The 25,182-nt window shown below is 58.9% G+C and carries 24 protein-coding genes; 9 read left to right on the top strand and 15 right to left on the bottom strand.

Going from position 1 to position 25,182, the window contains the following annotated elements; translation table 11 throughout:
• Positions 1–13 precede the first annotated feature (13 nt).
• The 5 genes from HBN61_RS20240 to HBN61_RS20220 form a co-directional block, all read right to left on the bottom strand.
• Complete coding sequence (locus tag HBN61_RS20240) at positions 14–1,255, bottom strand: NAD(P)/FAD-dependent oxidoreductase (RefSeq protein WP_170047756.1); 1,242 nt, start codon at positions 1,253–1,255, stop codon at positions 14–16.
• A 48-nt stretch (positions 1,256–1,303) separates the two neighbouring features.
• Positions 1,304–2,014: an ABC transporter permease gene (locus HBN61_RS20235; protein WP_170047755.1), complete on the bottom strand. Its 711-nt coding sequence runs from the start codon at positions 2,012–2,014 to the stop codon at positions 1,304–1,306.
• Positions 2,011–2,730: an ABC transporter permease gene (locus HBN61_RS20230; RefSeq protein WP_094994353.1), complete on the bottom strand. Its 720-nt coding sequence runs from the start codon at positions 2,728–2,730 to the stop codon at positions 2,011–2,013. The genes HBN61_RS20235 and HBN61_RS20230 overlap by 4 nt, the downstream gene beginning before the upstream one ends.
• A gap of 103 nt (positions 2,731–2,833) precedes the next feature.
• Positions 2,834–3,583, bottom strand: a complete 750-nt coding sequence (locus HBN61_RS20225; protein ID WP_094994352.1) for a transporter substrate-binding domain-containing protein — start codon at positions 3,581–3,583, stop codon at positions 2,834–2,836.
• Positions 3,584–3,596: 13 nt separating this feature from the next.
• The gene (locus tag HBN61_RS20220; protein WP_094994351.1) at positions 3,597–4,472 is read right to left on the bottom strand and encodes a MurR/RpiR family transcriptional regulator; all 876 of its coding nucleotides are present in this window, start codon (positions 4,470–4,472) and stop codon (positions 3,597–3,599) included.
• A gap of 134 nt (positions 4,473–4,606) precedes the next feature.
• Between HBN61_RS20220 and HBN61_RS20215 the strand changes: the two genes are divergently transcribed.
• The gene (locus tag HBN61_RS20215; protein ID WP_170047754.1) at positions 4,607–5,638 is read left to right on the top strand and encodes an Ldh family oxidoreductase; all 1,032 of its coding nucleotides are present in this window, start codon (positions 4,607–4,609) and stop codon (positions 5,636–5,638) included.
• A gap of 60 nt (positions 5,639–5,698) precedes the next feature.
• Here the strand turns inward: HBN61_RS20215 and HBN61_RS20210 are convergent, their stop codons facing one another.
• Positions 5,699–6,730, bottom strand: coding sequence for an AraC family transcriptional regulator (locus HBN61_RS20210; protein WP_170047753.1), 1,032 nt, complete (start codon positions 6,728–6,730; stop codon positions 5,699–5,701).
• The gene (locus HBN61_RS20205) at positions 6,727–7,647 is read right to left on the bottom strand and encodes a GGDEF domain-containing protein (protein WP_170047752.1); all 921 of its coding nucleotides are present in this window, start codon (positions 7,645–7,647) and stop codon (positions 6,727–6,729) included. Before HBN61_RS20205 ends, HBN61_RS20210 begins: the two co-directional genes overlap by 4 nt.
• 397 nt (positions 7,648–8,044) lie before the next feature.
• On the opposite strand from HBN61_RS20205, the gene HBN61_RS20200 reads away from it, so the two are divergent.
• From HBN61_RS20200 to HBN61_RS20175, 6 genes are all read left to right on the top strand, one after another.
• Positions 8,045–10,579, top strand: coding sequence for a TonB-dependent receptor (locus HBN61_RS20200; protein ID WP_170047751.1), 2,535 nt, complete (start codon positions 8,045–8,047; stop codon positions 10,577–10,579).
• Between the two features lie 38 nt (positions 10,580–10,617).
• Positions 10,618–12,519, top strand: a complete 1,902-nt coding sequence (locus tag HBN61_RS20195; protein ID WP_170047750.1) for a phytase — start codon at positions 10,618–10,620, stop codon at positions 12,517–12,519.
• A gap of 93 nt (positions 12,520–12,612) precedes the next feature.
• Positions 12,613–13,323, top strand: a complete 711-nt coding sequence (gene tolQ / locus HBN61_RS20190) for a protein TolQ (protein ID WP_094994345.1) — start codon at positions 12,613–12,615, stop codon at positions 13,321–13,323.
• 14 nt (positions 13,324–13,337) lie between these two features.
• Positions 13,338–13,784, top strand: a complete 447-nt coding sequence (gene tolR / locus HBN61_RS20185) for a protein TolR (protein WP_094994344.1) — start codon at positions 13,338–13,340, stop codon at positions 13,782–13,784.
• Positions 13,781–14,566 (top strand): energy transducer TonB, encoded by a 786-nt coding sequence (locus HBN61_RS20180; RefSeq protein WP_169962683.1) that lies wholly within the window; start codon positions 13,781–13,783, stop codon positions 14,564–14,566. Before tolR ends, HBN61_RS20180 begins: the two co-directional genes overlap by 4 nt.
• A gap of 130 nt (positions 14,567–14,696) precedes the next feature.
• Positions 14,697–16,187 carry a DASS family sodium-coupled anion symporter gene (locus tag HBN61_RS20175; RefSeq protein WP_169962685.1) on the top strand — a complete coding sequence of 497 codons (1,491 nt, stop codon included), beginning with the start codon at positions 14,697–14,699 and terminating at the stop codon, positions 16,185–16,187.
• Between the two features lie 76 nt (positions 16,188–16,263).
• Here HBN61_RS20175 and HBN61_RS20170 read toward each other — a convergent pair whose 3' ends face one another.
• From HBN61_RS20170 to HBN61_RS20140, 7 genes are all read right to left on the bottom strand, one after another.
• Positions 16,264–16,623 carry a Na+/H+ antiporter subunit G gene (locus tag HBN61_RS20170; RefSeq protein WP_094994342.1) on the bottom strand — a complete coding sequence of 120 codons (360 nt, stop codon included), beginning with the start codon at positions 16,621–16,623 and terminating at the stop codon, positions 16,264–16,266.
• The gene (locus HBN61_RS20165; protein WP_047273660.1) at positions 16,620–16,898 is read right to left on the bottom strand and encodes a K+/H+ antiporter subunit F; all 279 of its coding nucleotides are present in this window, start codon (positions 16,896–16,898) and stop codon (positions 16,620–16,622) included. Before HBN61_RS20165 ends, HBN61_RS20170 begins: the two co-directional genes overlap by 4 nt.
• Complete coding sequence (locus HBN61_RS20160; RefSeq protein ID WP_094994341.1) at positions 16,895–17,383, bottom strand: Na+/H+ antiporter subunit E; 489 nt, start codon at positions 17,381–17,383, stop codon at positions 16,895–16,897. The genes HBN61_RS20165 and HBN61_RS20160 overlap by 4 nt, the downstream gene beginning before the upstream one ends.
• Positions 17,380–19,065, bottom strand: coding sequence for a monovalent cation/H+ antiporter subunit D (locus tag HBN61_RS20155; RefSeq protein WP_170047749.1), 1,686 nt, complete (start codon positions 19,063–19,065; stop codon positions 17,380–17,382). Before HBN61_RS20155 ends, HBN61_RS20160 begins: the two co-directional genes overlap by 4 nt.
• Positions 19,062–19,406: a Na+/H+ antiporter subunit C gene (locus tag HBN61_RS20150; protein ID WP_003446102.1), complete on the bottom strand. Its 345-nt coding sequence runs from the start codon at positions 19,404–19,406 to the stop codon at positions 19,062–19,064. Before HBN61_RS20150 ends, HBN61_RS20155 begins: the two co-directional genes overlap by 4 nt.
• Positions 19,406–22,324, bottom strand: coding sequence for a monovalent cation/H+ antiporter subunit A (locus HBN61_RS20145; RefSeq protein ID WP_170047748.1), 2,919 nt, complete (start codon positions 22,322–22,324; stop codon positions 19,406–19,408). The genes HBN61_RS20150 and HBN61_RS20145 overlap by 1 nt, the downstream gene beginning before the upstream one ends.
• 180 nt (positions 22,325–22,504) lie before the next feature.
• Complete coding sequence (locus HBN61_RS20140; protein ID WP_094994338.1) at positions 22,505–23,434, bottom strand: DMT family transporter; 930 nt, start codon at positions 23,432–23,434, stop codon at positions 22,505–22,507.
• A 92-nt stretch (positions 23,435–23,526) separates the two neighbouring features.
• Here HBN61_RS20140 and relB point away from each other — a divergent pair, with 92 nt between their 5' ends.
• Positions 23,527–24,090 carry a type II toxin-antitoxin system RelB family anti-toxin gene (gene relB / locus HBN61_RS20135; RefSeq protein WP_094994337.1) on the top strand — a complete coding sequence of 188 codons (564 nt, stop codon included), beginning with the start codon at positions 23,527–23,529 and terminating at the stop codon, positions 24,088–24,090.
• Positions 24,091–24,249: 159 nt separating this feature from the next.
• Here relB and HBN61_RS20130 read toward each other — a convergent pair whose 3' ends face one another.
• The gene (locus tag HBN61_RS20130) at positions 24,250–24,681 is read right to left on the bottom strand and encodes a hypothetical protein (protein ID WP_094994336.1); all 432 of its coding nucleotides are present in this window, start codon (positions 24,679–24,681) and stop codon (positions 24,250–24,252) included.
• 337 nt (positions 24,682–25,018) lie between these two features.
• On the opposite strand from HBN61_RS20130, the gene HBN61_RS20125 reads away from it, so the two are divergent.
• Positions 25,019–25,182, top strand: a 164-nt coding sequence (locus HBN61_RS20125; RefSeq protein WP_170046922.1) for a transposase, incomplete at its 3' end; no start/stop codon positions are given.

Below are 25,182 nucleotides of genomic sequence, written 5' to 3'. Positions count from 1 at the left end.
GTGTCTCCAGTAATCAGTAAAAGCGCTCGGCGCTGTAGGGTGTTGGGTCGGTGAAGGGATATTCGTCGGTCATCATTTCTGCAAGCAGGCGTCCGCTCACGGGGCCAAGGGTGAGGCCGTGGTGGGCATGCCCAAAGTTGAACCACAGGCCTTTATGGCGCGAGGCCGGGCCAATCACGGGGCACATGTCCGGCAGGCAGGGGCGGCGGCCCAGCCACGGTTCGGCGTCCAGGCGCTCGCCCAGCGGGTAAAGGCGCCGGGCGCGTTCTTCGCAACGGCGCAGCTGGATTTCGTTGATCGGGTCATCGCTGTCGGCAAATTCGATGCCGGTGGTCAGGCGTATTCCGCCCACCATCGGCGCCAACACATAGCCGCCCACCGAATCCAGAATCGGGTGTTGCATGGTGTGGCCGTCTTTCGCGGCGTAGTGCATGTGGTAGCCGCGCTTGATTGCCAGCGGAATTGGGTAGCCTAGCGGTTCAAATATGTCCCGCGCTTGAGGCCCCAAAGTGACCACGGCTTCGTTGGCCACGATCAGCCCCTTATGGCTGTCAGCCTGCCACTGGCCGGCGGTCGGGCGCAGGCTGGTGGCGTCACCGATGACGAAGGTCCCGCCGCGCTTGATGAACAGTTCAGCGTAACCACGGGTCAGTCCGCCCGGATCGCTGACCGTTTTGGGGTCGAGCCAGTGAATACCGCCGATCACGTCCTCGTGCAAGCCCGGTTCCAGTGCATGCACCTCGGCCTGCCCGAGCACCCGGTAGTTGAGCGTGTATTCGAGCAATGCAGCGGCATCGCGCTGGGCTTTGTCGAAGTCGTCTCGGGTGCGGTAAACCTCTACCCAGCCGCTGTCTTTGATCAGGCCGGTCATGCCCGCAGGCCCGGCCAGCGCGTCGTGCTCGGTGACGCAGCGCTCGATCAGCGGCAACATGGCGCGGGTGGCCTTGGCCAGCCCTTTGGCCCCGGATTGGCGCCAATACTGCATCAGCCAGGGACCGGCCTTGGGCAGGTGCTTGAGGCTGTAGCGCACATCGGATTGTTGATTAAGGCCATAGCGCAGCAAGCGTGAGATTTCTCGCGGGAACGAGTAAGGAATCACGCTGGCACGTTCGATCAACCCGGCATTGCCGTGGCTGGTTCCGCAACCGGGCTGGGCCCGGTCAAGTAACACCACGTTGCGCCCTCGGGCCTGGAGTTGCAGCGCGGTACTGACGCCGACGATGCCGGCTCCCAGAACAATGGTGTCGCAATGCATAGTCAAATCCTTGAAACGGGGGCCGTGTTTGCAGCCCGGACAATGGGCTTACTGCAAATGACGGCCGAGTCGACCTTCGATCAGTTTCAGGCTGCGGCGCACCACTTCCACGATCACCAGATACAGCACGGCGGCCCACAGGTAGACCTGAAAGTCGAAGCTGCGCGAGAACACCATTTTGGTCACGCCCATCAGGTCATAGATGGTGACAAGCGAGGCAATGGCGCTGGCTTTGATCATCAGGATCAGTTCGTTGCCCAGCGGGCCGATGGCCACCAACAGCGATTGCGGCAATACGATTTTGCGAAAGGTGGTCCAGCGCGACAGGTTCAAGGCTTTGCAGGCTTCACGCTGGCCCTGGGCTACGGACAGAATGGCGCCGCGCAGAATCTCGGCCTGGTAGGCCGCGGTGTTGAGGGTGAACGCCAGCAGGGTGCACAGCCAGGCGTCACGGAAGAACCACCAGAGCCCGACGTCTTGCCACACGCTTTTGAATGAGCCAAGCCCGTAGTACAGCAAGAACAGTTGCGCCAGCAGCGGTGAACCCCGGAAGAAGTACACGTAGGCACTGGTAAAACTGCGCAGAAAGCGGCTGTTCGACAGGCGACCCAAGTCAATCAACAAACCGAGCAGGGCGCCCAGGGTGAAGGAAATGCCCACCAGTTTGCAGGTCACCCACAAGCCGTCAATAAAGCGCGGGCCGTAGCGTTCCAGCAAGTCGGGGCTGAGCAACAGGTTTTGCAGGTCCGTCAGGCTCATGGCTGCACGCTCCGCTGATGACGATTGAAATGGCGCTCCAGGTAGGCAAACAGGCGGCCGGAAATCGCCGAGAAGAACAGGTAGATGAAACACGCCACGCTGTAGAACAACATAGGTTCCTTGGTCACGCTCACCGCCAGGTTGGTCTGACGCATCAAGTCGACCAGGGCGATGGTCGATACCAGCGAGGTGTCCTTGAGCAGTGACAGCCAGTTATTGGACAAACCGGGCAAGGCGATGCGCGCCAGTTGCGGCAGCACCACTTTGCGAAACGTTGTGAACGGCGAAAGGCCCAGCGCCGAGGCGGCTTCAAATTGACCTTTTGGAATGGTTTTAAAGGCACCCAGCCAGATTTCGCTGGAGAACGCTGCAAACACCAGGCTGAAGGCAATCATCGCCGCCACGAAGGTGTTGATTGTGAACTGCGTGTCGTACCCCATCAGCGCAAGGATTTTTTGCGCGGCGATCTGGCAGCCGTAGTAAATGATCAACAGCGTGAGCAGTTCCGGCAGCCCGCGAAACACGGTGGAAAATGTCGTCGCCCAAGCGCGCATCCAGCGATTTTTGGAGCGCGCGGCCACCGCCACGAACAGGCCCAGTGGCAAACCGATGGGCAGGCAGCTCAACGCCAGGGCGATGGTGACCAGCGACCCGGCGAGCAGCGCCGAGCCCCAGCCGCCACTGGCAAAGGAAAGCAATGAAAGTTGATCGAGCATGCTCCAGTCCCCGGACAAATTCGGGCCGATATTGAGCCGCTGCGCACACTGGGCGCGCAGGGCAAGGCGTTAGGCAGGCTGCCCTCAAACGAGGGCGGACAGGTTAATAAATGTCGAAGTCGAAGTACTTGCTGGAGATCTTTTTGTAGGTGCCGTCAGCGACGATCTCGTCCAGCGCCTTGTTGAAGCGCTCGCGCAAGGCATTGTCTTCTTTGCGCACGGCAATCGCGGCGTCGGCCAGCGTGCCGTTAACGTCGCCAATGATCTTGCAGCAGTCCTTGCCGGTTTTATTGACCCATTCCAGCAACGGGAATTTGTCCGCAATCACCACATCGACCCGCTCATTGGCCAGTTCACTGTTGGCTTCGTCGAGGGTCGGATACAACTTCAGGTCGGCGTCCTTGTAATGCTCTTCGGCATAAATGCTCTGTGTCGCGGCGCTTTGCGCACCGACGGTTTTGCCTTTGAAGTCACTTTGCGCATCGGTGATGTCCGAATCTTTCGGGACGGCAATTGACAGCGGGGTGCGGTAGTAATGATTGGTGAACGCGATTTTTTGCTTGCGCTCATCGTTGACGATCATCGACGCCACAATCGCGTCGTATTTTTTCGCCATCAGGCCGGCAATGATGCCGTCCCAGTCCTGTGCCACCAGGGTGCAGTCGGCTTTCATGCGTTCGCAGACGGCCATCGTGATGTCGACGTCAAAGCCATGCAGCTTGTTGTCCGAGTCCACGTAGTTAAATGGAGGGTAGGCGCCTTCCGTGGCGATTGTCAGTTTGTCGGCCTGAGCGTTGGACGCTACGGCTACAACCATTGCACATGCACTTGCAAAGCGAATGACGTTTTTCATCTAGCACCTCGTTTTATTGTTTTGTGCCGGGTGAGGAGGTGTAGCCCACGAACTCGTTGTGCAAGGCCGCGGTTGCCTCAAGACGTTTTTCGACGTCCGGTCCCAGTTGTTTGCAGACTTCATTAATCAACAGGTGCACCAGCGACAGCATGGCCGCCGTGGATTCCCAGAACAGGTTGAATTCGGTCGGTACGCGAAACACTTCATCGGCGTACTGGTCGGCCCAGTCGCAGAAGGTGTCCGTGACCAGCGTCACCGGGATACCGGCTTCGCGGGCCTTGCGGCACAGGTGCTGGGCGTGGCGCGAATAACGCCGTGCCTCGAATACCACCAGTGCACAGTCGTTGTCGGGGCATAACAGGACATCGGCGTAATGCCCGGCCGCACCGTCCACCAGGTGCACGCCGTCGCGGATGTATTGCAGCAAATGCACCATCGAGGCCGCGATGCCGCGCTCGGTTTGAAAACCGGCGACAAACACTTTGCGGCGTGTGGCCAGGCGCTGACTGACGGTTTGCCACGCGGGGGTCAGGCTGTATTCGTAGACCTTGACCAGTGCACCGACTTCCAGCTCGAAGCTGCGCGGCAGCGCCTGCGGGCTTTGGCTTGATTGTTGGCGGAATTCTTGCAGGCGATCACCGACCAGCCAGGGGCCATCCCCCAGGTCGTCTTTAAGGTCGTTTTTCAGTTCTTTGAAATGGCTGTAACCCAGCGCCCGGCAAAAACGCCCGACACTGGACTCGCTGACACCCAGCTTGCCGGCAATGTCAGCAGCCGTTTGAAAAGGCAGCTCGTAGAGGTTGGCCAGCATGTAACTGGCAATCGCCCGACCCGATGGGGCGGCGGTTGACAGGCTGCTTTCGAGGCGTTGTTTGATCGACTGACTCACGGCTGCTGTTCCTGTTTTTATTTCAGCGCGTTGCAGAAAGTGAATGTTTTCTGTCATTAAGTCAACAATTGACAGATATCTGTCATCGCCGGATAGTTACCCACGACAATAACAACGAGATTGGAGCACACCGCATGTCTCAGTCCGACGCTTCCCCGCAGGCCGTTGAATCGCTGTCACTGGATCAATTGACCGCCTTGCTGCAACAGATTTTTGAGCGCCACGGCACCTCTGGCACCGTGGCTAGGGTGCTGGCTGATAACTGCGCACGAGCCCAGCGCGACGGTTCCTACAGCCACGGTGTGTTCCGCATTCCTGGCTATTTGTCTTCGCTGGCCAGTAATTGGGTCGATGGGCAGGCAACCCCCAAGGTTGAAGATGTCGCGTCGGGTTTTATCCGGGTGGATGCGGCCAATGGCTTCGCTCAACCGGCATTGGCCGCCGCTCGCTCCTTGCTGGTCGAAAAAGCCCGCAGCGCCGGAATTGCGGTACTGGCCATTCGCAACTCGCACCATTTTGCGGCGCTTTGGCCGGACGTTGAGCCGTTCGCTGAAGAGGGGCTGGTGGCATTGAGCGTGGTCAACAGCATGACGTGCGTAGTGCCCCATGGCGCGCAAAAACCCTTGTTTGGCACCAACCCGATTGCCTTCGCCGCGCCCCGGGCCGATGACCATCCCATTGTCTTTGATCTGGCCACCAGCGCCATTGCTCATGGCGATGTGCAAATTACGGCGCGTAAAGGCCACGACCTGCCGGCGGGTATGGGTGTTGATCGCCTGGGTGAGCCCACGCAGGACCCGAAAGCCATTCTCGACGGCGGGGCCTTGCTGCCGTTTGGCGGGCATAAAGGCTCGGCGCTGTCGATGATGGTGGAGTTGCTCGCGGCGGCGTTGACCGGCGGCAATTTCTCGTTCGAGTTTGACTGGTCTAAACACCCCGGCGCGCAAACGCCATGGACCGGCCAGTTACTGATCGTGATTGACCCGAGCAAATCCGGGGGCAACAGTTTTGCCGGGCGCAGCGCTGAACTGGTGCGCCAGATGCACGCGGCAGGCCTTGAGCGGCTGCCGGGCGATCGTCGGTTCAAGACGCGCGCCCAGTCGCTCAAGCAAGGCATACCGCTGGCTGTGGAGGAACTCGCCAGGTTGCAGGCATTGGCGCAGTAACTACCCGTCACGTTTTCGAGGTAACGAGGTTGCTGGCTTGAGGCAGCCTCATGCCTGGAATCAGGAAAACAACTGGCGTATCAGATTGGGCGTGCAACCGGTCCAGCGCTTGAGCGAGCGCCGGAAGTTGGCCGGGTCGCTGAAATTCAGGTAGCGCGCCACGTCTTCGTTGCTCATTCCTTTGATTTGATACAGGTACAGCGCCATGTGTTTGCGCGCTTGATCCTGTTGCGCCTGAAAGTGTGTGCCGTGTTTATTCAGTTTGCGTTTGAGGGTGGCCTGGCTCATGCCCAGGGTTTGGGCGGTGAGTTCCAGGCTCGGCGCACGGTGCGCGTTTTCGCGCAAATACACGTATAAACGGTCAAGCAAACTGGTGCTGAACCCCAGGCCGTCGAGTTCGCGCTGCGCGTGTTGCAACGCCACTTGCCGTGCAATGGCCGAGGCGTTGGGCCATGGCCGGGTGAGGCACTCCCGGGGGATGCGCATCATGTCCAACTGGCAGCCAAACTGGCTGTTCTCGCCCAGATGCACCCAGTATTGCTCTACATAGCGGGGTTCGGCATGGCTGAAGCGGCATTCCCAGGGCAGCCGTTCGCCACTGAGCCACTGACTCATGGCCACTAGCGCCGTCATGCTGGCTTCCAGCACAAACCGTGCTTGCTCCTGGGCGCCGCTGCTGTCGAGCCAATACACATAGGCGTAGTGATCGTCGAGTATCAGTCGCGGTGTCAGCAGCGGGCTGAGCAGGGCGCGATGGTGGATCACGGTTTCAAGCGCTTGATGCAGATTGGGCGCCTGTTGCAGGGCGTGGCTGGCAGGCCCGTAATGCCCCGGCAACAAGCGCTGGCCGAACAGAAAACTGCTGTCGTCAGCGTCCAGCAGGCGACGGGCATTGCCGATCAGGCTGAAAAACTGCTGCGGGCTGACACAGGTCGTGCCTGCCAGAACGTCTTCGTAAAACAGCCCGGTGCCGCGTAGCAGACGATGGCTGTCGATGTCCCGCGACAGTGCCAGATCAATCAGCGTTGCGGGCTGGTAATGCCCAGGTATAAAACGCGTGTCGGCTTCGTACCATCCGCCGGGCCGGCTCATGCGCGCTTGATCCTCGGTGGTTTGGCGCGGGCCAGTGCCAGGTTCAGGCGTTTGAGCAGGGCGTCTGGTGTTTCGTCGACCGCCATTACCACCGCAGTGCTCGCGCACAGGTAGACCCGTTCGCCCTGTAAACGGGTTTTATGCGCCAGACTTTGCACTGCCTGCTCCATTTCCAGTGCCAGCAGGCGCCCCTGACTTTCGCCGGTATTGGGCAATACCATCACAAAGCGATCCCCGGCCAGACGGCACAGCAGGTCGTGACGGCGCAGGTTGAGCAGCAACAATTGGCTGATGGCTTGCAGCACGGCGTCGCCTTCAGCGTGGCCGTATTGCTGATTGATCGCGGCGAAGTGGTCGAGGTCGAGCGCCAGCAGCGACAATGGCTGCTGGTGCTCAAGGCTTTGGCTCAGGCAGTCGTTGACCTGACGCTTGAGGTAATCGGCGCCACCCAGCGGCGTCAGCTTGTCAAACAGGCGATGTTCCCGGAATACCCGCTCGCGTTTCTCCATTTGCTGGCTGATGGCCAACTGTTCGCGGTGCCAGTGGAACAGGCCGATGGTCAACAGGACCATGCCCACCGGCATCGGTGCTGACTCCAGCCAGTGATCCCAGCCGATGTGTTTGGGCAGGCGGATAAACTCGTCGAGCACATCGATCCACCACGAGAAAAACATGAAGCACAAACCGCTGGCCAGGTAGTTGGTGACACGCCCGGCAGGACGGCTTTTGAGTACCAGTGCGAGCCAGAACAGCATGAACAGCGCCGTCCCGCCTTCGCCGAGGATGTCCAGCCATTGCCACTCACTGACCGGTTTTGCGGTGCCGAAAGCCAGGTTGAGCAGTAAGCCGATGTTGGCCCCCAGCACCAGCAAGGTGAGTTTCCAGCGATGGTGTTTAAGCATGTTTAACCCGCTCATATGTGTTCTACCAAAACGTAGTGCCGGTCAGCAGACCAGAGCAATGTGACAACGGTATGACGGGCGCGCCGGGTCGAATCAGCTCAGAGGTGTTGCAAGAAATTTCTTTAAACAACAGCGTTTGCAGTGGCTGTCGAGCCGCGCGCGGGTGGCGCCGTTAGTGTGATGAGGTCAGCACAGGGGCTTGGCCTTGACCGCAGCCTCGTACCTGAACAGCAACACCGCACCGCGTGAGGTCAAATCAGCTCATTTCGTCACTCATCTGCCCCCAAACCCGCTGATTTCGGGGTGTTGCGCCACCCCCTGTCACAGCACTGTCATTCGCGGTGCCTAGTTTTCGCTACCAATTGCCGGGCCACTTGCCCGGCCGGTCGCGGGACGCTGGGGGAGCACAAGCATGTACAAGTGTCGCAGTAAGGCACAGTGGTTCGGGTTTACAGTCAGTGCGCTGGCTATAGCGATTGCCAGTGAACGCCTGAGCGCAGCCGACGCGGCTGCCACAGGTGCTACTGAGCATGTGGAAGTGGTCGGGCAGGCCGCGAGCATCGATCAGGCGCTCAAGGAACAACGTCACTCGGACAACATCGAGAGCGTGGTGCACGCCGACGGCGTGGCGCAGTTGCCCGACGCCAACGTCGCTGAAGCCGTGCAGCGCTTGCCGGGCATCAGTGTCGAGCGCGATCAGGGGGAAGGGCGTTTTGTCAGCGTGCGCGGTCTGGGGCCAGACCTCAACAGCGTGACCATTAACGGCACGTTGGTGCCTTCGCCGGAGAGCGCGCGCCGGGCGGTGGCGCTGGATGTACTGCCATCCGAACTGGTGCAATCGCTGTCAGTGATCAAAACCCTGACCCCGGACATGGATGCCAACTCGTTAGGCGGCACGGTGGACGTACAAAGCCTGTCGGCGTTCGACCACAAAGGGCTGTTTTACACCGGCAGCAGTGAGGCCGGTTATAACAAGAACACCCACCAGACCAGCCCCAAGTTTTCGGGGGCGATCAGTGATCGTTTCAGTCTGGGTGACGGCATTGATAACTTCGGTGTGGCCGCTGCCCTGAGCTGGAACAAACGGGACTTTGGTTCGGATAACGTCGAAACCGGCGGCGCATGGGACTTCAACAACGGCGCCCGGCTCAACAGCTTCGAGCAGCGCGTGTACGACATCAGCCGTGAACGCACCGGCGGCGGGTTGAACTTCGACTACAAGCCCGATGACGACACCCAACTGTACCTGCGCACGCTTTACAGTCGTTTCAAGGACACTGAAACCCGTAACGCCACCAGCATCGAATTCGACAAACCACAGGCGGCGGGTGAGTTGGGCAAGGCCAAAGCCAAGCGCAAGCTCAAGCAGCGCGAAGAAACCCAGGAAATTCAGTCTTACGTGTTCGGTGGCGAACGCATGATGGGCTTATGGACCCTCAGCGGGCAGGCGGGTTACAGCACGTCCAGTGAAGACAGTCCGGGGCACATCGCGGGCGCCACGTTCAAAGGCAACTCCAGCTTCCCCGACAGCGGCTTTTACGACACTGAAAAGCCGCGGCCGATTATTGGCACAGGGTTTTATGACCCGTCCAACTTCACCCTCGACAAAGTCGACTGGGAAGAGCAGGACACCCGGGACACCGAGAAAAACCTTCGCCTCGATCTGGCCCGTGACTACGACGTTCAGGGGTATGCCTCGCAGGTCAAGTTTGGCGGCAAGGTCAGCCGCCGCCACAAGGACAATGACCTCAATGCCTGGGTTTACAAAGATTTCGATGACGCCGGTTTTAACGACGCGCAGTTGAACTTGACCCAGTTCGACAAGGGCAATGTGCATTATCAACTGGGCCAGTTCGGTCCCGGCATCAGCGGGGGGGCGATCAAAGACCTGATTGGCGGCCTTAACCCCGGCGATTACTACGATGCACAGGAGTCGCGGGCCAATGACTTCAGCATGCGCGAAGACATCAACGCCGGGTACGTGATGAACACCCTCGATATTGACGATTGGCGTTTTATCGCCGGCATGCGCTACGAGGGCACGCAATTCGAAGCCAAAGGCACGGGCGTGCGCGATGGTGCCTTTGAAGCGCAGGACACAAAACGCGATTACCACCACTGGTTACCGGGGCTGCACGCACGCTATCAACTGGATAAAAACACCCAGTTACGGGCCGCATGGACTAATGCTGTGGTACGCCCGACCTTCGGCCAACTGGCGCCGGGGTTTGTGATCGAGGATGACGAAGCCAGTTTCGGCAACCCGAATCTCAAGCCGCTGGAATCGAGCAACTTCGACCTCGGCATCGAGCATTACATGGGGCAGGCGGGCACGGTGTCGGCGTTCCTCTTCTATAAAGACATCAAGAACTTTGTCTACAACAACGACCTGGCGGGCAGTGGTGAGTGGGCCGACTTCACGCAGGCGCACACCTACGCCAATGGCGACAGCGCCAAGCTGTACGGACTGGAGTTGGCTTATTCGCAGAAGTTTGACTGGCTGCCTGCGCCGTGGAATGGCCTGTTGCTCGGCGCCAACACCACCTTCAGCCGCTCCAGCGCCAGCATTGAAAGGTTCGATCAGGCCGCCGGGCTAAACCGCAAACGCGACATCGACTTGCCCAACCAGTCCGACACCGTGGGCAACCTGATGCTCGGGTGGGAGGACGACGCGCTCAGCTTGCGCCTGTCTGCCAACTACAAGTCGCAGTACCTCTATGAACTGGCGGGGATCAGTGACAAAGCTCACGACCTGCATGTCGATGCGCAAACCTTTGTCGATTTCAGTGCCCGTTATTCGCTGACCAAAAACCTGCAAGTCAGCTTTGAGGCGCAGAACCTCACCGACCAGCCTTACTTCGTCTACAGCGGCAACCGTCGTTACAACAACCAGTACGAAGAGTATGGGCCGACCTATTCGCTGGGCCTGACGTTCACCCATTTTTAAAGGCAGCCCGAGCGGGCCAGTAGAAGGAATTTCCAATCATGCGTTTTATCCGTAAACCGTGTCTGTTGCCGATCCTGGCATGCCTCAGCGCCGTCACGGCGCAGGCCGCTCCTGAGATCGCTGCGCCGACCCTGCAACCGTGGGGGCAGGGCAAAGCCCAGGCGCTGGGTTTTGCCGCCGGGGACCAGCGGCTGACCGTGAGCAAGCGTGACGGGGTGTTGCTGCTCGACGCACAGGGCAAAACCCTGAGCCACGCCGCGGGTGCTTTCGCCTCGCTGGACAGCCGTGCGTTGGGCGATCAGGTACTGGTTGCCAGCCATGACGAGAAAAAACAGCAAGTGGCGTTGTTCAGCCTCGACCCGCGCAGTCATGAGTGGCAGGCACCGGTCTACTTGCCGCCCCGTGAGTACGCCGTCAACGGCGTGTGCCTGTACCGCGACGAGGCAAGCAATGTCTACCTGTTCACGGTGGGTGAAGAGGGCAAGGGCGAACAATGGCTGGTGGCTGCTGAGCGCAAACGACTGGCCGAGCCACGGTTGGTGCGCAGCCTGCCGTTACCGCCGAATGCTGAGTTCTGTCAGGTCGACGATGCCGGGCAACAGTTGTTCGTGAATGAAGAAAAAGTCGGCTGGTGGGTGTACCCGGCCCACGCCGAGGCCGATGCCTCGCGGGTACCGGTGGCGCTGATCGAGCCCTTTGGTGAAGTGAAAAAAGCGGCCGGGGCCATGGCGCTGGTGCCGGGCGGGATGCTTGGCCTGGACCCGAAAGCGGCGCAACTGCATCTCTACCAGCAGCAAGGGAACGGTTGGTCGCCGGTGGCCCGATTGCCACTGGGCACGCTGAAAGAGCCGGAACACTTAGCGGTGCGCCAAACGCCTCAGGGGTTGCAAGTGCTGGTTCAGGACGACAGTAACCAACAGGTCTACCAGGGGCTGTTGGACTGGAAGCCGACCCCGGCCCGTTCCACTGCAGTAATGCCTGTTATCAAACCCGTGGTGCAAACCGAGCCGGTGGTCAGTCAGGGCGATGCAGCGGATGACCCGGCCATTTGGGTTAACCCGCAAAATCCGGCAATGAGTCGGGTGTTGGGCACCAATAAAAAGAACGGCCTGGAGGTGTATGACCTGCAAGGGCAGCGGGTCCAGCACCTTGAAGTCGGGCGCCTGAATAACGTCGACGTGCGCCCCGGTTTTACGTTGGGTGAGCGCACCGTGGACCTGGCAGTGGCGAGCAACCGAGACCACAACAGCCTGAGCGTATTTAGCATCGACCGTACCACGGGTGAGGTGCGTGCAGTGGGCGAGGTGCCGACGCCGGTCAAGGACATCTACGGCTTATGCCTGTTCAAGGCGCCGGGGGGCGAAATCTACAGTTTCGCCAACGACAAGGACGGCACGTTCGTACAGCACCGCCTGAGCGCCCACGGCGATCAGGTGCAAGGCGAGCTGGTCCGGCAGTTCAGCGTCCAGACCCAACCTGAAGGCTGTGTAGCGCACGATCAACAGCAACGGTTGTTCGTGGGCGAAGAGGATGTGGCCGTGTGGGCTGTGGATGCGCGTCCCGATCATCCCGCCACGTTGACCCGCGTGATCAGCGTTGGTGATCAGGTGCACGACGACATCGAAGGGCTGGCGCTGTATCAGACCGCCAAGCAGGCCTATCTGGTGATCTCCAGCCAGGGCAATGACAGTTATGTGGTGTTGGATGCGGCGCCGCCTTATGCCGTTCGCGGCGCCTTTCGTGTGGGCGTCAATGCCGAAGCCGGGATTGACGGCGCGTCTGAAACGGATGGTCTTGACGTGACCTCGGCCAGCCTTGGCGGCCCGTTTGCCCAGGGCATGCTGGTGGTGCAGGACGGCCGCAAGCGTATGCCGGAGCAAAGCCAGAACTACAAGTACATCCCGTGGGCCGAGGTGGCCAAGACCCTTAATTTGCCTTGAGCCGGTTGTCATCAACCGGTCACTGCAGTGGTTTTGAATTTTATCTGTGCGCCACTCCCGCAGAGCGGCGCCGTCTTGAGCAAGGAGTCAGGTATGCAAGCGACTATGGAACAGATGACGATGTGGGGTTTGATCAGCGACGCGAGTCTGTTGGTCAAAGGGGTCATGCTGGTGTTGTTTCTGGCGTCTGTGCTGAGCTGGTTTTTGATCGTGCGCCGCAGTGTCATTTTGCGCCGCAGTGAACGGGACATGGACGCTTTTGCTGAGCGCTTGCGCAGTCAGGGCGAGCTGAACGCGCTGTACCGCGAGAGCCGCGACAATCGCCACGAAGATGCCGGTGCCGAACAGGTGTTTGCGGCGGCCTATAGCGAGTACGCGCAGCTTAAACAACAACCGGGGATTGATCCTGACGGGGTGATGCAGGGGATCGAACGCGCATTGTACGTAGCGATTGCCGAGCAGGAAGTGCGCCTTGAAAAGGGCTTGCAGTTCCTCGCGACGGTGGGCTCGGTCAGCCCGTACATCGGTCTGTTTGGCACTGTGTGGGGGATCATGAACGCTTTCATCGGCTTGTCTCAGGTGCAGCAGGCCACATTGTCCACTGTGGCGCCAGGGATTGCCGAAGCCTTGATTGCCACCGCGATTGGCCTGTTTGCGGCGATTCCGGCGGTGATTGCCTATAACCGTTTTTCATCCCGTGGCCAGACCCTGCTCACCCGCTATTACAGCCTCGGCAATGAAGTTCAAATGCGCCTGTACCGTGGCCTGCATGCAGGCGCGCGGAACATGGCGGCAGTCGCCTGACAGGGAGTTGGATCATGCTCGCTCGACCACAGCGTAAACACGGGCCCAAGGCCGAAATGAACGTCGTGCCGTATATCGACGTGATGCTGGTATTACTGGTGATCTTTATGGTGACGGCACCGATGCTGACCCAAGGGGTAAAAATTGAACTGCCGAAGGTGGCCAGCGAGGCGTTGGTCAATGATAAGCAGCAGACGATCCTGACGTTATCCGTGAAGGCCGACGGCGGGTACTACTGGAACCTGGGCAGTGAACTGGACACCAAAAACCAGACGGACAGCGCCGTCAACCTTGACGAGTTGCAGGCCAAGATTGGTCTGGTGGTGGCGCAAAACGGCGACACTCAGGTGTATATCCGCGCCGACAACGAGGCCGGTTACGGCAGCGTGGTCAAGGCAATGGCTGCCTTGCAACAGGGGGGTGTGAGCAACCTGGGGCTGGTGACCGAGGCGCCGCAATGAACGCCGCCGTGATGGGAAGCCCGGTGTCGCAGACTCAGTCCATGTCGTGGGGGCGACTGTGGCGTAACGCCCAGGCGTGGGCGGTAACGGTTGCGCTGCACGGGGCAGTGGTGGCGCTGTTGGTGGTCGGCTGGACGCTGCAACAGCCGCCCGTGAGCGCGCCATCGGTGCTCAAGACGCGCTTGATTACCTTGCCTGCCGAGCGGGCGATCGCGCCAGCGCCGCAGCCGTTACCTGTGACGCAACAGCCGCCTGTGATCGAGGCTAAACCCGAGGTTAAACCTGTGCCGGTCGACCCACAGATTCAGGCGCGCAAACTTGAACAGGCTGCTTTGGCGCGTAAACGTGTTGCCGAGCAGCAACAGGCGCTTGAAGCCCGCCAGGTTGAACAGCAACAGGCCCGGCTACGCGAGCAACAGGCCGACGCGCAGCGTCAGCAGGCGCTGGCGGATCAGGCGCGGGTCGCGGCAGATAACGCCCGGCGCGCGCAGGAACAGGCAGCGGCAGCCGACGTGCGCCACTACCTGCCAATCAGCAAGGAAGCGCCGGATTACCCGCAGCGGGCGCTGGATAAAGGCATCGAAGGGGATTGCACGGTGGAGTATTCGGTGACGCCTCAAGGCAAGGTCGAGAACCCGAAAGTGGTGGGCAACTGCCACCCGATGTTTATTCGTCCTTCTCTACTTGCGGCGGCCACCTTTCGATATAAACCACGCATGGTGGACGGCCAGGCCGTCAGTGTGCCGAGCGTACGCAACACGTTTCACTACAAAATTCAGTAAAAACTGATTAAAACCGGGCCCTGAGTGCCGTGTCGCCTGCATCTCGACGGGTGTGAAGCTGACAAGCATCAACGCCCGGTTCGCATTCCTGGCCTATGCTGCAGGCGATTTTATGCACAAGGAGATGGCCATGAATGCGCCTGCAACCACCCCGGAGCCGACCCCGGCAAAATTGAAACTGCCCTTGGGTCTGGTGATTGCTGTCCTGGTCATGGTCGGGATTTTGCTGTTGCCACTACCGCCTGACTTGCCGGTCGCCGGGCACCGCATGCTGGCGATCCTGGCCTTCGCGGTGGTGGTCTGGATTACCGAGGCGGTGTCGTACGAAGCCAGCGCGATCATGATCACGTCGTTAATGGCGTTTTTGATCGGTATGGCGCCGATGCTGGACGACCCGTCCCGCCTCTATGGGACGTCGGCCGGGATCACCATGGCCCTGACCGGGTTTTCCAATGCCGCACTGGCCCTCGTGGCTGGCGCGCTGTTTATTGCTGCGGCGATGACCCACACCGGGCTTGACCGGCGTATTGCCTTGGTGACCCTGTCAAAAATCGGCACCAGCACCCGGCGAATCTTGCTCGGGGCGATAGCCGTGACCATTTTGCTGAGCCTGGTGGTGCCCAGTGCCACGGCGCGCAGCGCGTGCGTGGTGCCGATCATGATGGGGGTGATCCTGGCGTTCGGTGTCGATAAGCGCTCCAACATTGCGGCCGGGATCATGATTGTGGTGGCGCAGGGCACCAGCATCTGGAACGTGGGCATTCAAACGGCGGCGGCGCAAAACCTGCTGACGGTGGGTTTCATGGACAAAATGTTGGGGGCCCGGGTGAGCTGGATCGACTGGCTGATTGCCGGTGCCCCCTGGGCGATCATCATGTCGGCGGTGTTGCTGTTTGTGGTGTTGAAAATGCTGCCGCCAGAAAGTGACAGCATCCCCGGCGGCAAAGAAGCCGTGGAGCAGTCGTTGATAGCGCTGGGGCCGATGACCGCGCCGCAGAAACGCCTGATGGCGGTCTCTGTCGCCTTGCTGCTGGCGTGGGCCACGGAGGGCAAGTTGCACAGTTTTGACACCACCTCGACCACCTACGCCGGGCTGGTCTTTCTGCTTTTGCCCCGGTATGGGGTGATGACCTGGAAAGATGTGCAATCGCGCATCCCGTGGGGCACGGTGATCGTGTTCGGGGTGGGTATCAGTCTGGGTACGGCGTTGCTCACCACGCAGGCCGGCCAATGGCTGGGGGGGCAAGTGGTGCAGCATACCGGGCTGGATCAGGTCGGGCCGCTGGGCATCTTTGCGATTCTGGGTGCGTTCCTGATTTTGATTCACTTGGGGTTTGCCAGTGCGACGGCACTGACCTCGGCTTTACTGCCGATCCTGATTGCTGTACTGCAAACCTTGCCCGGTGAGTTCAACCGCTTGGGCATGACCATGTTGTTGGGCTTTGTGGTCAGTTACGGTTTCATCCTGCCAATCAACGCGCCGCAAAACATGGTGTGCCTGGGCACGCAGACCTTCACCGCCAAGCAGTTCGCCAAAGTCGGTCTGATTGTGACGGCAGTGGGGTATGTCTTGATGTTGGGTTTCGGCGCAACGTATTGGAAATGGTTGGGCCTGATGTAGCCCTGTTGCGCCTGGACTGCGCGAGACTGCAACTGGCGGGCAAACCGCCGGTTGCAGTCTCGGGTTGATGAGTGCGTTAACTGCCGCCTTTACTGCTGACCTCTGCCGGAACGTCTTCCCCCGCCATGCGCTTGCGGAACAACGACGTGCGCGCCAGCAGCAAGGTGGTGACGGGAACGGTAATCGACAGCAGGATCGGTATCAGCCACGCGTGCAATACGGGTGTGGATTTAAGCGCCGAAAAATACAGGATTGATGCCAGTGCCACTCCCCAGGCGCCGAGGGTGGACGCTAGTGCAGGCGGGTGCATGCGCTGGAAAAAATCTTTGAGCCGCAACAGACCGATCGCGCCACATAAGGCGAACAGGCTGCTCAGCACCAGCAGCACGGCCACTGGAATCTCGATCCACAGTGATAGCTCGCTGATGGAATTCATTCGATCACCTCACCGCGCAGCAGGAATTTGGCCAGCGCAAACGACCCGACAAAGCCGAACAGGGCAATCAGCAGCGCGCCTTCAAAGTAAGTATCACTGGCATACCGAATGCCCAGTACCAACATCATCAGCATGGCCACGATGTACAGATAATCCAGCGCCAGTACCCGGTCTTGGGCTGATGGGCCCTTGAACAGACGGATCAGGGTCAGCACCATGGCCAGGCTGAAGATGAACAGGCTCAGCAAAATAGCGTTGGAGAGCAGCGCACTCATTCAAAGATCTCCATCAGTGGGCGTTCGTAGGTGGACTTGAAGTGCTGGATAAACTGCGCTTCGTCGTCTAGATCGAACACGTGCAACAGCAAAATACTGCGATCCAGTGCCAGTTCGGACCAAATAGTGCCGGGCACGACTGTGGTAATCATCGACAGGGCTGCCAGCCCGTTGGCGTCGCGCAGATCCAGCGGGATTTTGATGAACCGTGAACGTGGTGGTCGGCGCCCGGCGTTGAGCACGCCCCAGGCCACGGCCAGATTCGAAACAATAACGTCACGGCCCACTAGAAAAAACAGTTTGATGATCACGCCGGGACGACGGATACGAATAGGCAACGGCCGCAGCGGGGCCATCATCAGCGGCGCTAAAAAACCTAGTGCGGCCCCGAGCAAAAGATTGCCTGCACTCAGTGACAAGTTGAGCAGCAACCACAATGCCCACAAAGCCAGCGACAGCCACGGTGCGGGAAACAGGCGCCTCATGGCTGCACCTCCTGCCGGGCTGCTTTCGCTTCGGGACTGGGCACCGGGCGCGATCCCATGACTGCCATGACATAGCGTTCCGGGTTGTTCAGCGTGTCCGCTGCCGCCTGGGTATAGCGCATCACGGGTTCAGCCTTGAAGGTCATGACAACGCACAGACCGAGCAAGACGACGATGGGAATGCACTCGTAGCGCCGCAGCAACGGTGAAGGGCGCTCCAGCGGGGTCCAGAAACGCTGAATCCCCAAGCGCGAAAAACCAACCAGAGAAGCCAGTCCGGAAAGAATCAGCAGCGCCAACAGGCACCATGCCGCAGTGGAAATCGGCGTCTCGCTGAGATTGCCCAGGCCTACGGGGTTTAGCAGGGCATTTAGCAATGTCAATTTGCCGATAAACCCTGACAGTGGCGGCATGCCGATGATCAGCAAGGCGCAGGCAATGAAGCTCAGGCCAAGAAACGCCATCGTCCAAGGAATGATCTGGCCCACGACGGCTTTTTGTTCGTCATCAAGGTTGGTGCCACGGGGCGGGTTAAGCGATTCCATCAGGCTGGGGAGCTGCTCGACATCATCGTCAAGGAGCATTTCGTTCGAGGAACGCGAGCGCTCTATCAGTTCGGACAGCAGGAACAGTGCACTAAGGGCGAGTGTGGAACTGATCAGGTAGAACAGGGCGGCCGCGGTCAGGGTGGATTGGGCGAACCCGACAGCGGAAAGCAAAATGCCTGCCGACACCAGGATGCTCAGGCTGGCCATGCGCTCGAGGCGTTGAGCCGCCAGAATGGCAATCGCGGCACAGACGATGGTGGCCATTCCGCCATAGATCAGCCAGTCGCTGGCAAAGTAGGCGGAAGCGCCCGCTTGACCTGAAAACATCAGCGTCCACAGGCGCAGAACGGTGTAGATCCCGACCTTGGTCATGATCGCGAACAGCGCGGCCACCGGTGCGCTTGCAGATGAATAGGCAGGCACCAGCCAGAAATTGAGCGGCCACATGCCCGCCTTGGCCAAAAACGCCACGGCCAGAATTGCCGCGCCGGCATGCAGCAAGCCGCGGTCAGCTTCAGGCACCAACGGGATCTTCAGGGCCAGATCAGCCATGTTCAGCGTGCCGGTAACCCCATAGATCAACGCAGCACCGATCAAGAACAGGGACGATGCCAGCAGGTTTATCGAAATGTAATGCAACCCCGCTGACACCCTGGCTTTGCCCGAACCATGGAGCATCAGCCCGTAGGACGCTGCCAGCAGCACCTCGAAGAACACAAACAGATTGAACAGGTCCGCGGTCAGAAACGCGCCGTACAGCCCCATCAACTGGATCTGGAACAACGCATGGAAGCTGGCTCCGGCCCGGTCCCAGCGAGCCATGGCGAACAGTAAGGCGCAGCTGGCGATGATGCCGGTCAGCACCAGCATCAAGGCAGACAAACGATCCACCACCAGCACGATGCCAAATGGCACTTGCCAGTTGCTGGGCAGATAAACCCCAATGGACGCTGGTTCCGTTTGCTGCTGGGTCCATAGGAGCAGGGTGATGGAAATGGCCAGCCCCAGCAGTGTTGAACCCAAATTGATCCGGGCCTTCATGGGCCGGTGTTTCTCGCCCAGCAGCAACATGCACGCGGCGGTCAGCAGCGGCAAGAGAATGGGCGCAATAATCAAGTGCGGCATCACGTTCATTCTTTAGGCTCCCGGCCATCTACGTGGTCAGTGCCGGTCAGGCCCCGTGAGGCCAGCAAGACCACCAGAAACAGAGCGGTCATTGCAAAACTGATGACGATTGCGGTGAGAACCAGTGCCTGGGGCAGCGGGTCGGTGTAATTGAGCAGGTCTTGCGGAACCCCGTCCTTGATGACGGGTTCTTTGCCGATGAACAGACTGCCCATACTGAAAATGAACAGGTTGACCCCGTACGACAATAGGCACAGTCCCATCACCACCTGAAATGTCCGGGGACGCAGTACCAGCCATGTGCCGGAGGCAGCCAGTACGCCGATCGCGATCGCGATGACTTCTTCCATCAGGCGGCTCCTGTCTTGGGTTGTGAATTGGCTTGCAGCCCGGGACGGTGAGCCCGGACTGACTGGTGTGCGAGCGCGGTCAGGATCAGCAGGGTGGCGCCGACCACGACGGCGAATACGCCGATGTCAAAGAACAGCGCGCTTGCCACGTGAATGTCGCCCAGCACAGGCAAGCTGAAATGCGCGGTGTGGGTGGTAAGGAACGGGTAACCGAAGCCAATCGCACCCAGACCGGTGATTGTGGCAAACAACAAGCCCGTGCCCATCCAGCGCAGTGGACGCAGGCTCATCTGGGCTTCAACCCACTGAGTGCCAGCGACCATGTATTGCAGGATGAACGCGACTGACATCACCAGCCCGGCGACGAAGCCCCCGCCCGGTTGGTTGTGCCCGCGCATGAACAGGTACATCGATACCACGAACGCTATGGGCAACAGCAAACGCACCAGCACCGCAGGCACCATCATGAAACCCAGCGCGGTGTCGCTGGCGCTGCGCGGGTTCACCAGGTCGGTGACCACATCTTTGGCCAGCAAACGCTGCTGAGCGGGTAGTTCCATGCTTTCTTTGGGGGGGCGGAAACGGCGCAACAGGGCGAATACAGTCAGCGCCACAGCCACCAGCACGGTGATCTCCCCCAAGGTGTCGAAGCCCCGGAAGTCCACCAGCATGACGTTCACCACATTACTGCCGCCACCTTCAGGCAATGCGCGGCTGAGGTAGAAAGAAGAAATATCATTCGGGGTCTGGCGGGTCAGCATCGCGTAGGACAACAGCGCCATACCGCCGCCGACTACAGTCGACAAGAGCAAGTCACGCAGGCGCCGGATGCGCGCCTTGCGTAAGGTTCTTGGCAGGGGTGAGACTTCTTCGATCCGGCGTGGCAACCAACGCAGGCCCAGCAGGATTAATACGGTGGTGACGACTTCTACCACCAGTTGCGTCAGGGCAAGGTCCGGTGCAGAGAACCACACGAAGGTGACACACGTCACCAGCCCGCACACGCTGACCATGGTCAGTGCGGCAAGACGGTGATATTTGGCTTGCCAGGCGGCGCCCAGCGCGCAGGCAATCGCCATCAGCCACAGGGTAACGAACACAATCGAACCCGGAATTTTCGGTCGGTCGCCCCAACTCAGGCCGCTGTAAATCATCGGAATCAAACCTGCGATCACGGCCGCCAGCACCAGCAGAAACAGCTGGCTTTGCAGGCGTTGAGTACTGATGCGGCGTTCTATTCGACGCGCGCCCCGCATGATGACCACCAGGCTGCGTTCGAAGAAACGCTTGCCATTGAAGAAACGGATCAGGGGCGGCAGTGGGAAGCGATTGAGCTTGAGCTGTTTGCGCAACAGAACATAGAGCACGATGCCGCCGGACATGGTGATCAGGCTCATGATCATCGGTGCGTTCAGGCCGTGCCAGATGGCCAGGCTGTACTCGGGCAATTCCCCACCGACGACAGGCCGGGCAGCGGCAGCAAGAAGTGGCCCCACGGTTTGAGCCGGAAAAATACCGACCATCAGGCAGGTAAATACCAGCAATTCCACTGGCGCACGCATCCAGCGCGGCGGCTCATGGGGTGTGTGCGGAAGATCAGTGGCGGGGGGGCCGAAGAACACATCCACCGTGAAGCGCAGGGCATAGGCCACACTGAAAGTACCCGCTACGGTCGCAACTACCGGCAGCGCGATTTCTACCCATTTTGTGGAATTGATAAAGACGGTTTCGGCAAAGAACATCTCTTTGGAAAGGAAACCGTTGAGCAGCGGTACGCCGGCCATGGAGGCGCTGGCAACCATGGCCAGCGTCGCGGTATAGGGCATGAGCTTGAACAGACCGCTGAGCTTGCGTATGTCGCGAGTACCGCTCTCGTGGTCGATGATGCCAGCCGCCATGAACAAGGACGCCTTGAACGTGGCATGGTTGAGAATATGAAAGACGGCCGCTACCGCAGCCAGCGGGCTATTGAGACCAAGCAGCAGCGTGATCAGGCCCAAGTGGCTGATCGTCGAGTAGGCCAGCAGACCTTTGAGGTCGTTCTGGAACATGGCGCAATAAGCACCTAACACCAGTGTGCAGGCACCGGCCCCACTGACGATCCAGAACCATTGCTCACTGCCGGACAACGCAGGCCAAAGCCTTGCCAGCAGGAATACGCCGGCCTTGACCATGGTTGCCGAGTGGAGATACGCCGAGACAGGCGTGGGAGCCGCCATGGCATGGGGAAGCCAGAAATGGAACGGGAACTGTGCGCTTTTGCTGAGCGCGCCAATCAGGATAAGCGTGAGCAGGATCGGATAGAGGCTGTGGGCGCGAATCTGGTCGCCCGCAGCCAATACGGCATCCAGATCGTAGCTGCCGACAACATGGCCGAGCAGCATGACGCCTGCCAGCAGGCACAACCCCCCTGCGCCAGTGACCATCAATGCCATATACGCGCCACGGCGGGCATCTGAGCGATGGTGCCAATATCCGATCAGCAAAAACGAGAAGAGGCTGGTGAGCTCCCAGAAGAACACGATTTGGATCAAGTTGCCTGAAAGCACCAGCCCGAGCATCGCACCCATAAAAGCCAGGAAAAATGAAAAAAAGCGCGGGACAGGGTCTTCAGGTGACATGTAGTAGCGGGCGTACAGGGACACCAAAGTGCCAATGGCTAACACCAGGATTGAAAACAACCAGGCAAACCCATCCATGCGCAACACAAAATTCAGGCCGAGGCTGGGCAACCACATGAACTCTTCCCGAATAACACCCCCATGGGCGATTTGCGGGTAGAGCATGGCGACTTGAATAGTGCCAACGAGGGCAATAAGACCGGCCAACAGTGACTCACTGTTGCGCGCGTTGTGCGGCAAAACAGCCGCCAGACAGCTGCCGATAAAGGGCAGAAGCAGTAGAACTATCAGGGACATAGGCTTCTAATCTGCAGGAGTTTGTGAGCGATCATACGTGGCGGGCAGGGGATCACCAACACTCAAGCTGGCGCCGAATCCTACAAAATGTGTACAAGCTGTGTAATGGCTTGCCCGGCAGCATCCTTGTATGAGCACTCCCGGATAGGGGTGTGTACATCTGATTTCAGCGCTGCAGAATCAATCGCATGCTTTGTTGCTTTCGTGTTCATCAGGCATGTCGAGAGTTTTACCTTTCGTTTTTAACTCACTCACGATCACCGCTGCAACAATCAATGTTGCCCCCAGCAAAGCAATGGCGGGTAAACGTTCGCCCGCCAGGCGCCCGGCGATTCCTGCCCAGACAGGTTCTCCTGCATAAATCAATGTGGCGCGGGTAGGGGATACGCTCTTCTGCGCCCAGTTCATGGCGACTTGAATGACTGCACTGGCAATACCCAATCCGACAGCGCTTATTAATAGTAGCCATGAAAAGTCGGGAGCTGCTTCATGGGTAGGTACGGTCATCGCAAATGCGAGAACGGAAGCAGTCGCCAATTGCACAACGGTGACTCTGCGCACGTCGACTTTACCGGCATACGCGCTAATCAGGATGATCTCGGCTGCGATGGCGATGGCGCTGATCAACGTAGCGATTTCACCGGAACTGAAACTTAACGACGCGCCGCTGGGGCCTGAGAGCAACATTAATCCTGCAAAGGCAAGCATGATGCCCAGGCTGGGCATTAATCCCGGACGACGGCCTAGAACCAACCATTGCAGTAGTGGAACAAAAGGAACATACAGCGCCGTAATAAAGGCTGATTGACTGCTGGGGATGGTCTGCAGACCAATGGTTTGCAAGCCGTAGCCCAGCATGATGGCAATGCCTATGAATAACCCTGCCTTCAATTCAAGCAGGGTAATGCCGCGCAAGCTGCGGATTGAGAACAGCGCGACGATGCTGGCCGCGGCAGCAAAACGCAACCCGACAAAGAACAGGGGGCCGCTTGCAGTAAGAGCATTTTGCACAAGCAGAAATGTGCCCCCCCACACCATAGTGATCAGGATCAGCACGTATTCCGCTTTACTGATACGAGATGTCAAAAACGACAGTCTGGAAGCTTTCAATGGTGTCACGACCTTGCGCGTTATAAACGTGAGACGCACAATGCGCCAAAGCTGAGCAGTATACTGCGCAGTGTCACAAAGTGAGCAATATAGTGCCCAAAGAAAATTCCCAGCGTGCGTCTGTACTGCAGCACGTGAGCCAAAATGTACGACGTCTTCGACTGCTTGCACAGCTCAGTCAACGTGCTTTGGCAGAGTCGTCAGGGGTTAGTCGACGGATGCTGGTCGCTATTGAGGCGGGCGAAAAAAATGTCAGCCTCAGCACCCTTGATCGAGTGGCTGAAGCCTTAGATGTGGCTTTCAGTGATCTGATTCAGGCTCCCGGCTCCCCCGATCCTGGTCGGATCAATGAAGTGGCCTGGAGCGGTTGCGTTCCAGGAAGCAAGGCGGTGTTGCTCGCCAAGGCCGCTGCAAAGAAGGAGGTCGAGTTGTGGGAGTGGCGTCTGGAGCCTGGAGAAGAATACCTATCCGAGGCCGACGCGGACGGCTGGAGCGAACAGCTATACATCATTGAGGGTTGTTTGACCTTGATGCTTGACGATCAAGTATTGCGCTTTAACGCGAGCGACTTTTATACGTATGCGAGCAATCGACCACATGCTTATCGCAATGAAGGTGATGCGGTGCTGCGTTTTATACGAAATGTAGTGATTTAAGGTAGGTGGCGGGACTTGCGTCCCGCCGAACCAAGCGGCTCGATAGGCAACGGCTCGCAACAGCATCAGTTCATTAGGCTGTTCTGACGCTGGTGGGGATGTGCTGAATGGGGGTCAGCCCGAGCTGTTGCACGATTTGAGCAGCCTGGAACATTTTATTTAGCGGATGTTCTTGATGCTGCCTTTGTTGCCTGTCACGGTGACGTTAACTTTCTTGAAAATGAAATAGTCTTCAACCGACACTGCATAGCGTGGTGCAACAATCAGATCAGAACCTGAGCCTTTAACGGCTTTATATGCGGCTGCGGCTTTTGTCGCTGAAACTGGGTCAGGCAGGCTAAACGCTGGCGCTGGGCCGCCGTAAGTCACGCCATCGGCGAATTCGCTGTCGCCACTTATTTTCAATACGCCGAACAGAACGTTCGATGTGGATTGACCAGTAATTTCGCCACCGACTTCGATTTTTGCTTTCAGGTCAGCTGTAACTGTACCGGCAATAGGAGCGTTGGGCTGGCTCACGTTATGGCTCATGCAACCGCTGGTGGCCAAAACTGCTGCAGCAATAGCCGCGGGCATCCATATTTTTTTCATCTTAAAGCTCCAGTAAAGGTGTCGGTCCGTTCGTTAACGGCGGCGAGACTTTACGTGAGAGCCGCTTAGGATTAAGTCGGGCGCGTCCTCAGAAGTTGAGGGTAAGTGTGATTGTGTTGGTAGGAATTGTGCTCTGCTCCATGACAAAGCGCTTTAGGCGACAGGTGAATGACTGCGCGCGCCTTAGCTTGGAGTGACTCACTGTGTGCGTCATCATTTACGAGTGTCATCAGCAATGATCCACTGCGTCATTTTCAGAGACCCCCCGGTGTCAGGCTAGTTGTCGCCTGAGCTGATTTATCAAAACGATAGATCGGGGGCGTCAAAGAGAGCTGTAATGTCGAGCTATTCACCTGAGCGTAAAGCTGCCCTGTTGAACAAGTTACTCCCGCCACTCAACCACTCCGTAGCTGAGCTCGCTCGCCAAGAAGGTGTCCCCGAAGCGACGCTGTATGCTTGGCGCACCAAGCTCAAAGCAGGAGGCGCGGTAGTGCCTGGAGA

Origin of the sequence: Pseudomonas sp. WS 5071, assembly GCF_012985765.1 — a bacterium.
Lineage (GTDB): Bacteria > Pseudomonadota > Gammaproteobacteria > Pseudomonadales > Pseudomonadaceae > Aquipseudomonas > Aquipseudomonas lundensis_A.
Note: the sequence above shows the minus strand (reverse complement) of the source record. Positions and strands in the feature narration are given on the sequence as shown.